General features: G+C 69.1%; 9 protein-coding genes and 1 pseudogene. 4 read left to right on the forward strand and 6 right to left on the reverse strand.

Annotation, left to right across the window (positions count from 1 at the left end; genetic code table 11):
* Positions 1-346: 346 nt before the first annotated feature.
* On the reverse strand, positions 347-1,654 hold the full coding sequence (locus tag BME24068_RS33645; RefSeq protein WP_174928681.1) for an MFS transporter: 1,308 nt from the start codon (positions 1,652-1,654) through the stop codon (positions 347-349).
* Between the two features lie 487 nt (positions 1,655-2,141).
* Between BME24068_RS33645 and BME24068_RS33650 the strand changes: the two genes are divergently transcribed.
* A complete protein-coding gene (locus BME24068_RS33650; RefSeq protein ID WP_096503808.1) occupies positions 2,142-2,588 on the forward strand; it encodes a MarR family winged helix-turn-helix transcriptional regulator in 447 nt (148 codons plus the stop codon).
* A gap of 46 nt (positions 2,589-2,634) precedes the next feature.
* Here the strand turns inward: BME24068_RS33650 and BME24068_RS33655 are convergent, their stop codons facing one another.
* The 5 genes from BME24068_RS33655 to BME24068_RS33675 form a co-directional block, all read right to left on the reverse strand.
* Complete coding sequence (locus BME24068_RS33655) at positions 2,635-4,923, reverse strand: xanthine dehydrogenase family protein molybdopterin-binding subunit (RefSeq protein ID WP_174928682.1); 2,289 nt, start codon at positions 4,921-4,923, stop codon at positions 2,635-2,637.
* A 187-nt stretch (positions 4,924-5,110) separates the two neighbouring features.
* A complete protein-coding gene (locus BME24068_RS33660; RefSeq protein ID WP_174928683.1) occupies positions 5,111-5,758 on the reverse strand; it encodes an isochorismatase family protein in 648 nt (215 codons plus the stop codon).
* Between the two features lie 19 nt (positions 5,759-5,777).
* Positions 5,778-6,818: a 2,5-dihydroxypyridine 5,6-dioxygenase NicX family protein gene (locus BME24068_RS33665; protein ID WP_096503802.1), complete on the reverse strand. Its 1,041-nt coding sequence runs from the start codon at positions 6,816-6,818 to the stop codon at positions 5,778-5,780.
* Between the two features lie 44 nt (positions 6,819-6,862).
* A complete protein-coding gene (locus BME24068_RS33670) occupies positions 6,863-7,693 on the reverse strand; it encodes an alpha/beta fold hydrolase (RefSeq protein WP_174928684.1) in 831 nt (276 codons plus the stop codon).
* 34 nt (positions 7,694-7,727) lie between these two features.
* Complete coding sequence (locus BME24068_RS33675; protein ID WP_096503798.1) at positions 7,728-8,480, reverse strand: maleate cis-trans isomerase family protein; 753 nt, start codon at positions 8,478-8,480, stop codon at positions 7,728-7,730.
* 298 nt (positions 8,481-8,778) lie between these two features.
* On the opposite strand from BME24068_RS33675, the gene BME24068_RS33680 reads away from it, so the two are divergent.
* From BME24068_RS33680 to BME24068_RS33690, 3 genes and pseudogenes are all read left to right on the forward strand, one after another.
* Positions 8,779-9,936 carry an FAD-dependent monooxygenase gene (locus BME24068_RS33680; RefSeq protein WP_096503796.1) on the forward strand — a complete coding sequence of 386 codons (1,158 nt, stop codon included), beginning with the start codon at positions 8,779-8,781 and terminating at the stop codon, positions 9,934-9,936.
* A gap of 175 nt (positions 9,937-10,111) precedes the next feature.
* Positions 10,112-10,618, forward strand: a complete 507-nt coding sequence (locus tag BME24068_RS33685; protein WP_096503793.1) for a (2Fe-2S)-binding protein — start codon at positions 10,112-10,114, stop codon at positions 10,616-10,618.
* Positions 10,608-11,758, forward strand: a pseudogene (locus tag BME24068_RS33690) (cytochrome C); the annotation flags it as partial. The gene BME24068_RS33685 and the pseudogene BME24068_RS33690, both read left to right, overlap by 11 nt.

The raw sequence follows: 11,758 nt of genomic DNA on the forward strand, positions 1-11,758 counted from the left end.
GCGCGAGGATGTCGCAAGCGATGTGCCTGCATGGCGCGAAGCACGCGGGCGGCCGTGTGGCGGCGTGTGTGGCGGGGCGGGTTGTCAAATGCCGCGCGTGATCGTGCGCGTCCGGTCATGCGCTTGTAAAAAAGCGGCGTGGTGGCGTGTCCGCGCGCGACGTTCGCGGCAACGGCGTTTCAAACGCCGATCGGTGTGCGTTGCGCAAACCGGTGCGGCTGCCGAGAGAGGCGGCGGGTAGCGCTGCGCGTTCGGGAGTTGTTGCGTACGCATCGATACGGCGCGCATCTGCGGCAAACGGCAGAATCGCGCGCGACGACGTGGTGTCGCCGCGCGCGTTGGCACATCAGCGATTCACGAGCTTTGCCGGATACGCGAGCGCGAGTGCGCAGCCGACCAGCATGCAGGCGGCGAAGCCGTACAGCCCCGCACTTTGCGAATGGAAGGTGTCGCGCAGCCAGCCGATGAAATAGGTGCTGCCGAATCCGCCGAGGTTCGCGATCGAGCACGCGAACGCGATCCCGCCGGCGGCGGCCGAGCCTTTCAGGAACGTGGACGGCAGCGCCCAGACGACCGGCATCGCGGCGGCGGCGCCCGCGTTGATCAGCGAGAACAGCAGCACGGTCGCGAGCGTGCCGTGCGACGACGCGGCCGCAAGCGCGAGCGCGGCGGCCGACACCAGGAACGGCACGACGATATGCCAGCGGCGTTCGCGCGCGCGGTCGGAGCTGGCGCCGCAATACAGCGTCGCGAGCACGGCCGCGGCGTTCGGGATCGCCATCAGCCAGCCGATGTGATACGCGTCCTTCACGCCGGTATCGCGCAGGATCGTCGGCAGCCAGAAACTCACCGCATACAGCCCCAGCAGCACGCACAGATCGATGAGGCCGAGCGCCCACACCTTCGGATCGGAGAACGCGCGGCCGAGTGCATGGTTCTTGTTGCCGGCCGGATCGGCGTCGAGGTTGTCGCGCAGTGCACGCTTTTCGTCGTCGTCGAGCCAGCGCGCGGTCTCGATGCTGTTGGGCAGCCAGCGCAGCACCGCGAAGCCGAGCAGGATCGACGGCAACGCCTCGAGCAGGAACAGCCACTGCCAGCCGCCGAGCCCGTGCGCGCCGTCGAACGCGCGCATGATCCAGCCGGAGATCGGGCTGCCGATCATGCTCGACAACGGCAGGCCGACCATGAACAGCGCGACGATCCGCGCGCGGCGCGCGTCGGGATACCACTGCGTCAGGTACAGCAGCACGCCGGGCAGGAAGCCGGCTTCGGCCGCGCCGAGCAGGAAGCGCACGATGTAGAACTGCATCGGCGTCTGCACGAACATCGTCGCGCCGGACAGCAGGCCCCACGTGATCATGATCCGCGCGATCCACAGCTTCGCGCCGACGCGCTGCAGCACCAGGTTGCTCGGGACTTCGAACAGGATGTAGCCGCCGAAGAACAGGCCGGCGCCGAGCCCGTACACGGTATCGCTGAACTTCAGCGCATCGAGCATCTGCAGCTTCGCGAGGCCGATGTTGATGCGGTCGAGATAGGCCGCGAAATAGCACAGGCAGAAGAGGGTGATCAGGCGTAGCGTGACTTTGCGGTAGAGCATGCCGTGCTGCGCGTCGTCGGCGGAGACGGCGGTGCTCGGGTGTGCGGTAGACATGGGACTGCCCCTGTTCAAGTGTGACGGATGAGTGAGTGGCCGATCGACGCGAGCGAGCATCTCGCCGCGCGCTGGAGTCTGTATAGCACGCCAATTACATAGCGTACACACTAGAAAATACGGAATCGCACAGGCATGAAAACGGAGGCGTCATGGCCGACTAATGCGTGAAGAAAATCGCGAATTTTTCGAGGATTCCAGCGAATCGTCGCGTGCATTTAAGCAGTTGTATAAAACGTCAAGGCTTGCGCCGAATTAGTGCGTATGCGCTCAAAAGTGCAGCGTATGCGCGCAAGCGATTCGACAGCCCGAAAACCTGCCATCCGGGCATGAACGGCAACGCCGACGGATCTTCGCGCAGGGTGCGCGAGCGGTGCGGCGAACCCTGATGCACCGCAACGAAGCGGCGCGCGCGCCGCCGATTGCGTCGATTTGAGGGTGTACACTCCTTACCTTTCCCATTCGTGCCGCGCGGGCTTTCACTTTCATGGCGTCTTCCAAGGATTCCTACGACTTTCACGACCAGGTCGGCCACTTGTTGCGCCGCGCATATCAGCGTCACGTTGCGATCTTTCAGGAAGCGATCCCCGATTCGGATCTGACGGCCGCCCAGTTCGTCGCGCTGTGCGCGGTCAAGGAAAAGCAGGCGTGTTCGCTGAACGACATCGTCAAGGCGACCGCGATCGACCAGGCGACGATCCGCGGCGTGGTCGACCGGTTGAAGGCGCGCGCGCTGATCGAAGTGCTGCCCGACCCGAACGACGGCCGCAAGCTGATCGTGCGCGCGACGGCGGCGGGCCACGCGCTGATCGACCGCACGGTGCCGTTCGCGCGGCAGGTGACGGAGCGCACGTACGGCCCGCTCAATCCGGGCGAGCGCGTCGCGCTGCAGTACCTGCTGCGCAAGATGATGGAGGCCGACGGCGATGCGTGATGCACGGCGCCGTCCGGCTATCGACGCAACCCGGCGTTATACGGTGCTATACGGCGCCTGCGACGGCAGGCGTTTCGGCGCCTTGAAGCCGGCCGGCCTCGCGTAGCGCGGCCCGCACCGTTTCGGGCGTGAACGGCGGCGCGTAGACGCGCACGCCGGTCGCATCGAACAGCGCATTCGCGACCGCGGCCGGCCCCGGCACCGATGCCGATTCGCCCGCGCCGAGCGGCGGCTCGCCTTGTCTGGGCATCAGCACGACGTCGACGTCCGGCACTTCGTCGAACGTCAGGATCGGATAGCTCGCCCATTCGCGCGACGCGACCTTGCCGTCTGCAAACCGTACGCGCTCCTTCAGCGTACGGCTCAATACCTGGATCACGTTGCCGTGGATCTGATGGCGCACGCCGTCCGGATTGATCATCGTGCCGGTGTCCTGGCCGACCGTCACGCGCTCGATCCGGATCTCGCCCGACACGCGATCGACGCTCAGGTCGACGACCCATGCGGACCACGCCGCGCCGAAACCGGGGAAGCGGCTGTGCACGTAGCGTGCATAGGCGATGCCGCGGCCGCGCACGACGCGCGCGCCATCGCGGCCATCCCGTTCCTTGTCGCGGCCCGCGCGCGGCGTCCAGCCCGCGCGCTCGGCCACGGCCCGCAGCAGTTCGATCGCACGTGTGTCCTGCAGATGGCGAATGCGGAACGCGAGCGGATCGATGCCGGCCAGCGCCGCGCATTCGTCGACGAACGCGTCGTGTGCGAACGAGTTCGGTAGCGCCGATACGCCGCGCAGCCACGACGCGCGCACGAGCGGCGCGAGATCCTCGCAGACGAAACGGCGATTCGGGCTTGCATAAGGCGACACGGCCGTCCGGTCGCCCATCTCGAACACGCGCGGCTCGGGTGCGATCGCGCCGGTCAGCAGCGTCGCGAGCAGCGGCGCGTCGTTCGACGGATAGCGCGTCGTGAAGTCGTAGCCGAGCAGGCGGCCGTCGCGCGTCACGGTGCCCGTCACCTGCATCAGCTGGCCGGCGCCCTTCGGTTCCCACAGATGTTCGTCCGCACGCGACAGTTGCACGCGCACCGGCCGGCCGACCGCGCGCGACAGCAGCAGCGCGTCGCCGCATACGTCGTCCGCGCCGTTGCGGCCGTAGCAGCCGGCCGCTTCCATCCGCACGATGTCGAAATCCGCTTCGTCGCGCGCCACGAGCGTCGCGAGGTCGTAGCGCAGCGACACCGGGTTCTGCGTGCCGGACCACACGGTGATCCGGCCGTCGCCCGGCGCGCGATAGTCGGCGAGCGCGCACGACGGGCCGATCGAGCCGTGCATCTGGAACGGCCACGCGTAGGTGCGCGACAGCGTGATCGTGCCGGGTTGCGTGCGCGCCGCCTCGACGCTGCCTTCGTCGAGCAGGACGCGACGTTGCGCGGGCGCGGCGGCGATCGCGGCGGCCGGCGCATCGAGCGACGGCAGCGCGGGGTGCGGTCGCCATGTGACGCGCAACTGACGCGCCGCGCGAATCGCATGTTCCTCGCGTTCGGCAACGACGCCGACGAAGTCGCCGATCGCGACGACGGCCACCAGCCCCGGAACGTCGGCGACCGACGCGCGATCGACGTCGACGAGCGACGTGCCGACGAACGCGCCGCTGTCGTGGCCCGCATACGGCGGCCGTACGACGCGGCCGTGCAGCATGCCCGGCACGCGCATGTCGTGCACGAACGTGAGCTGGCCGGTGGCCTTCGCGGGCACGTCGACGCGCGGCGACGACTTGCCGACGATCCGGTAGTGGGCGGGATCCTTCGTCCGCGCATTCAGGTCGAGCGTCAGCGCGATGCGGCGCGTGGCGACGAGTGCGGCGAATGTCGTGGCGCGTCCGTCGGCGGGAGCCGAGATCGTCCCGCCTTCGGTGACGAGTTGCGCGGCGTCGATGCCGAAGCGCTCGGCGGCCAGCGCCAGCAGTGCGTGCCGCGCCTGGGCGGCCGCGCAACGCAGCGGTGTGGCGGAAATCTGGATTGTCGCGCTCGCGATGGTCGGGCCCTGGTTCGGCGTCGCGGCCGTGTCGCCGAGCACCATCGTGACGCGCGCGGCCGGCACGTCGAGTTCCTCGGCGACGATCTGCGCGAGCGACGTGCGGATGCCGGTGCCGAGGTCGACGTGTCCGTTGAAGGCGAGGATGCGTCCGTCGTCGAGGATCGCGACGAACACTTCGGGCAGCGCCGGTACGTACGACGACAGGCTGCCCGGCTGGCCGGGCGCCGGCTTCACGGGCGGCGCGGGCGGGCGGATCACGGTCAGGCAGCCGTCGCGCGCAAGCAGTTCGGAGCGATTCACGGATGAAGAGTCCTGTCGGGAAGGGCGCGGCCGGCGGACGGCCGCGGCGGGTGCGGCGCGCGTGCGCGGCCGGCCGCGCACGCGTCGAATCTAGGCCGCCAAAACCGCAGCGTCAATTGCGCGCGGGCGCACCGGCGCGGCCGGCGCTCGCGTTGCGCGGCGGCTCGCGACGGCTCGTGACGCTGGCTCAGCGCGCGTGCGCGGCGTCGATCGCCGCGATCGCATCGTCGAGCGGCATCACGGCCGCATATTTTTGCTGCATGTCGAACAGGTTCGCATCGTGCGGCGCGATCGCGCGATCGCCGACGCAATCAGCGAGCACCAGCGGACGGAACCCGTGCGACATCGCGTCGACCACGCTCGCGCGCACGCAGCCGCTCGTCACCGCGCCCGCGACGAGCAGCGTCTGCACCGCGCGCTGCGCGAGCCACGGCGCCAGTTGCGTGCCGAAGAACGCGGACGGCACGGTCTTGCGTACCACGAGTTCGCCGGCAGCGGGCGTGAGCTCGGGCACGATCGCGCTGTTCGGATGATGCTCGGTCAGCGTCGCCATGCCGGGCACCTTCAGCGAAAACACGTTGTCGTCGCTGCCGTCGTCCGCGTACACGATGCGGCTGTGCGCGACGGGCCAGCCGCGTTCGCGCGCGAGTGCGAGCGCTTTCGTCGTGCGCGCGATCGCCGGCGCGATGTTGCCGCCGCCGAACGTCGCGGGATCGGCGAAGCCGACCACGAAGTCGACGATCAGCAGTCCGATGTTGCCGTGCGGCGGCAGCGGCGTGCCGAAACCCTGCTGGCGATAGACGCCCGCTTCGGCGTGACGGGAAAGATCGGTCATGGTGTCGGGTACTCGTCGGTCAGGCGGGTTGATCGATCACGCGGCCGTCGCGCACGACGGTCTCGCCGTCGAGTTCGACCGTGCAGCGGCGCAGCGGAATGTCGATGTGACAGGTGGTGGTGCGGTTGCCGCCACCTTCGTTGTTCGGCCCGAGCGAGAACAGGAAGTTGCCTTCGAATGCGCGCGCATCCATCCCGATCGTCGCTTCGCGGTCGTACAGGCCGAGCGTCGACCAGCGCGCGCGCGGCTGCAGCCCCCAGCCGATGTGCGAGATCGCATAGCCTTCCGGGTCGGCGAAGGTTTCCATGTAGTCGCGCAGCAGGTCGGCGTCGACGCCGCCTTCGATGCGCGTCGCATAGCCGCCTTCGACGGTCAGCGCGATCGGCTCGCTCACGTAGTGCTTCTGCGGCAGCAGGATGTCGCCGCGATCGATCACGATCGTGCCGCGCGCGGTGCGGTCGTTCGGGTAGGTCAGCGCGAAGCCGCTCGGCCAGTGATCCCAGCGGCCCGGCGCGTCGACGAAGCCGTATTCGGCGGTCGGCGGAAAGTCGCCGAGCGGGCACGCGAGCGCGGTGCCGGCCGCGGAGGTCACGCGCATCTCGCGCGCGGCGGCGATCTTCTTGGCGGCGCCGAGCACGCGCGTGCGGTCGGCCAGCGTGGGCACCATCCGCACCAGCACTTCGGGCGGCTCGACCGCGAGCAGGATCTTCGTGCCGGACTTCAGGATGTCGTGCTGCTCGGGCGAGAACAGCAGCGTCATCAGGTCGAGCACGAGGTCGCTCTCGCGCAGCGCGGCGATCGCGGCGCGGTTGCCGGTCAGCGGCGTCGTGCCGAGATACGCGAGCGGGTCGCGGCTGAACGCCTTCTCGCCGTTCACCGGCGGCAGGTCGAGGCGGTTGACGATCGCGCCCATCGATTGCGTCGCGATCAGCGCGCACGACAGCGTTTGCGGATGCGTGGCCGCGCTCGTCAGGATCGTGACGGTCTGGCCGGGTTCGAGGCGCGACAGCGTGAGCACCTGCTTCCACGCGTCGATCAGTTGGGTGTCGCTGACTGGCATCGTCGGCTCCGGTAAAGGCGTGAAGGAAAGAGTGGGCGACGCGCTCAGGCCGCGAGCGGCGCGCCGAGGAAGTCGCCGAACGCGGCGTAGAAGCCCGCCGCGTTGTCCCACGGAATCATGTGGCCCGCGTCGGGCACGCGCACGTGCCGCATCGACGGCGTGGCGCGCTGCAGTTCCGCGACGTCGTCGTCGCGCACCACGTCGCCGCGCCCGGCCGTGATCAGCAGCGACGGCACGGTCAGCCGCGCGGCGTCCGCGTGGAAATCGTCGCTATGGAAGCTCTCGTACGTCGCGCGCACCGCGCGCTCGTCGCAGGTGTGCAGCCATTCGGCGCGCAGTTGCAGCTCGGCATCGGTCCAGGTCGGGCAGAACGCGCGCATCCCTTCGGCGTCGGTGCCGGCGCGCGCGAGCGCCATCGAGTCGATGTACCACGGCAGCTTGCCCGGATAGTCGCGGCGGTTCGGGCCTGACACCGGCGGATCGACGAGCACGACCGATTCGAGCCCGCGGATGGCGCGCCGCGCCGAGCGGGCGGCGATCCGCGCGCCCATCGAATGGCCGACGAGGCTCGTGCGCGGCAGGCCGAGCGCGGCAACCAGCGCCGCGATGTCGTCGGCCTGCGCGTCGAGACCGTAGTCGAGCGTCGACGACGCCTCGGACAGCCCGCGGCCGCGCACGTCGAGCACGTAGGTGTCGAACGCCGCGCCGAACACTTCGCCGACGAAGCCCCACGTGATCGCGGGGCTCGTGATGCCGGGGATCAGCACGATGGCCGGGCGCGATGCGCGCGCGCCGGACGCGCCGCCGTAGCGCAGGTAGTGCTGGCGGATGCCGTTGGCGTGGACGTTCGCGCCGTACAGGAAAGTTGAAGACATGAAAAAGCTCCGTCGAAAGGGCGGCAACCCGTAATCAGTACGCGCCGGACAGCAGTGCGCCGGCGCCCGGCACGACCGGTTCGAGATCGAGTTCGCGCAGCATCGCGTAGGTGGTCGCGATCGCGGCCGTGATCACCGGCTTGCCCGTCATCGCCTCGACCTTCGCGACGGCCGGCAGCGACGGCATCTGTACGCAGGCGGACAGCACGATCGCATCGGCGTCCTGGTACGGCAGCGTCTTCACGATGTCGGGCAGGCGCGCCGGGTCGTGACGGCCGACGTCGAGGTTGTCCGGAATTTCCAGCGCGCGGTACGCGATCACGTCGTAGCCTTCGTTGCGGATGTAGTCGACCACCAGCTCGGTCAGCGGCACCATGTACGGCGCGACCACCACGATGCGCTTCGCGCCGATCACCTTCAGTGCGTCGACGAGCGCGCCGGCGCTGGTGATGACGGGGGCGTCGCCGCCGTTCTCCTGCGTGCGCTCGCGCAGACGCTTCTGCGACACGCGGTGATAGCCGTGGCCCATCGCCATGATCGCGACGAGGCACGCATAGCCGAGCACGTCGACGCGCGCATCGCTCAGCTCCATCGCGCAGCGGTCGGATTCGGCATCCATCGCCGCCAGCTCTTCCTTGACGACCTTCTTCATCCGCATCCGGCTCGAGTGATACGTGAAGCGTTCGGGCCGGATCGTTTCGCGCAACCGCAGCATCGCGGGAATCTCGGTTTCCATCGTCGTGTTGGAACTCGGCACGATCTGGCCGATGCGGTAGGTCTTGCTCATGACGGGAGGCTCCGTGTCGGTAAGGGTGGGGCGGCACGCGGATGCGGGGTCGCCTGATTTCGAGCAAAGTCTAGTGTGTACATTTGAAAATGGCAATGGATCAAAATGATTGCCGATCGATGCGGAGCGTTTGTGAGCGCGAGATATCTGGATTTTATTGGTGTTTTCCCGTATATCTCGGCCGTGCTCGACAATCCTCTTGTCGTGAATAAATTGAGTGTGTACGCTACATAAATGCCATTCAATCCGCCCGTTCTCGCACCGTGTTCGGCGACGGGCCCACGATCAGGAGATCCGCATGAGCAAACCCCGTATCGCAATCATCGGCGCCGGTCTCGGCGGCACGGCCGCGGCTGCACTGCTGCAGCGCGGCGGCTACGACGTCGCGTTGTACGAGCAGGCGCCGGCGTTCTCGCGCCTCGGCGCGGGGATTCATCTCGGCCCGAACGTGATGAAGATCATGCGGCGCATCGGCTGCGAGGACGCGCTGGAGACGATGGGTTCGCATCCGGATTTCTGGTACAGCCGCGACTGGCGGACGGCCGACGTGCTGTCGCAGATTCCGCTCGGCGACTACGCGCGCAAGACGTACGGCGCGAGCTACCTGACCGTGCATCGCGGCGATTTCCATGCATTGATGACGCAGGCGGTGACGCCCGGCACGATCCGCTTCGGCAAGCGGCTTGCTGCGGTGGAGGACACCGGCGGCGAGGTGCGCCTGACGTTCGCGGACGGCAGCGTCGAGACGGCCAACATCGTGATCGGCGCGGACGGCGTGAATTCGCGGATTCGCGAGCACCTGCTCGGCGCGGAGCCGCCGCGCTATACGGGCTACGTCGCGCATCGCGCGGTATTCCCCGCGTCGCTGCTCGGCAACAAGCCGTACGACATGTGCGTGAAGTGGTGGTCGGAGGATCGCCACATGATGGTCTACTACGTGACCGAGAAGCGCGACGAGTATTACTACGTGACCGGCGTGCCGCAGGCCGAGTGGCCGGAAGGCGTGTCGATGGTCGACAGCAGCCGCGACGAAATGCGCGAAGCGTTCGCGGGTTTTCATGCGGACATCCAGCACCTGATCGACGTGTCGCCGTCGATCACGAAGTGGCCGCTGCTCGAGCGCGATCCGCTGCCGCTGTGGAGCCGCGGCCGTCTCGTGCTGCTCGGCGATGCATGCCATCCGATGAAGCCGCACATGGCGCAGGGCGCCGCGATGGCGATCGAGGATGCCGCGATGCTCGCGCGCTGTCTCGACGAGGTCGGCATCGGCGATTACGCGGGCGCGTTCGCGCTGTACGAAGCGAATCGCGCGGCGCGTGCGTCGAAGGTGCAGCTCGTGTCGCACAACAACACGTGGCTGCGCACGAACGAGGATCCGGCGTGGGTGTTCGGCTACGACGTGTTCGGCGTGCCGCTGGAGTCGCCGTCGCGCAGCACCGTCGCGGCCGTCGCCTGACGCACGCGAGCCCGGCGCCGTGCGGCGCGCGGCCGTATCGCGGATCGTGCGGCGGTACGCGCGCATTTCGGCGTGTTATACGTGAGCAGCGTGCGTGACACCGGCCGTCGCGAGCCGGCGGCCATGCCTGCCGCCGGCCCGGCCCCGGCGCGCACGCTGCCTTCCGGATCCATTCATGTCCCATCCCGCTCCTTCGTCGCGGCCGCTCGCGTTTCGCGTGAACGGCGCGCCGCATACCTTCGACGATGCCGCGCCCGATGCGCCGCTGCTGCTGGTCCTGCGCAACGACTGCGCGCTCAACGGCCCGAAATACGGCTGCGGGTTCGGCCAGTGCGGCGCGTGCACCGTGCTCGTCGACGGACAGCCGACGCGCGCGTGCGTCGTGCCGGCCGCCGCGGCCAACGGGCGCGACGTGACGACGCTCGAAGGGCTCGGCTCGCGCGCTGCGCCGCATCCGATCCAGCGCGCGTTCATCGACGAGCAGGCCGCGCAATGCGGCTATTGCCTGAACGGGATGATCATGAGCACGAAGGCGCTGCTCGACCGCGATCCGTCGCCGGACGATGCGGCGATCCGCGCCGCGCTGCGCTTCAACCTGTGCCGCTGCGGCACGCATCTGGAGATCATTCGCGCGGTGCATCGGGCCGCGCGTTATCTGCGGGGCGACGGCGATGAAGCATGACCTCAGCCTGACCGCGCGGCCCGAACCCGACACGACACAGGGCGAGCCGCGCGGTGAAGTCGTCGCCGATTCCGCGCAGCGCGGGGGCGATGCGGCACGCACGCATCGCGCGCGCTACGAATGGCCGATCGGCGACACGCGCGCGCAGGCCTCGTTCAACGTCGAAACCCGAACCGCGCCCGACGGACGGATGACGACGTGGCGGTATCGCGCGCAAGCCGGCGCGACGCCGGATGCGCCACCCGCGGCAACGGACGGCGACGCATCCGCGCCGTCGTCACCATTCGTCTACCGGCATGCGCAGACGTCGATCGAAATGGCCGATGCCGATCACGCGATTCCCGGCCACGCACACGCATTCGCACGCGAATCCTTCGTCGACGAACTGGCCGGTACGCTGGGCCGCGATCCGGTCGCGCTGCGTTTGCAGCATCTCGATGCATCGCGCGATGCGGGGCCGCGCGAGATTATCCGGATGGTCAGCGAACGCGCCGCGTGGGGCGAACCGGCCGCAGCCGACGCGCAGGCGCGGGCGAATACGCGTGTCAGCGGCCGCGGCTTCGCATTCGACGGCGCCGGCACGCTCGCCGCGCCGCTCGACAGCGGGAAGCCGCCAGCCGATGCCGCGCACGAAAGCGACCCGCACTGGTCCGCGTGGGTCGTCGATCTCGACGTCGATCGCGCGACGGGCGACGTCGCGGTGCGGCGCGTGGTGGCGGGGCAGGGCGCGGGCGAACCGGGGCAGCCGTCGATGGCCGGTCTGCCCGCGTGGCAGATCGAGGCGGCGATCTCGCGCGTGATGGGCGCGCGGTTGTCCGCGCGTCCTGCGCATGACGAGACCGGCCACGGCATGCCGCCGGATACGATCGCGCATGAACTCGTCGCGTTCGATCCGGCGGCCGCCGGTGCCGATCGCGCGCAGCCGTTGTCGACCCGCGACGCGCAACGGATCGAGCAGGCGGCCGCGCCGGCCGCCGCCGCGATCGCGAACGCGCTGTACGACGCGACGGGCGTGCGATTTCGCGCGCCGCCGTTCGACGCCGCGCGCATTCGTGCGGCGCTGGCACGGCCGGTGCCGGCCGATCTCGCCGAAGGGCAGCCGGGCGCACCGCGCCGCCCGTCGCGCTGGCGCCGCTGGCT

It is taken from the genome of Burkholderia anthina, from assembly GCF_902498995.1.
GTDB classification, from domain to species: Bacteria; Pseudomonadota; Gammaproteobacteria; order Burkholderiales; family Burkholderiaceae; genus Burkholderia; species Burkholderia anthina.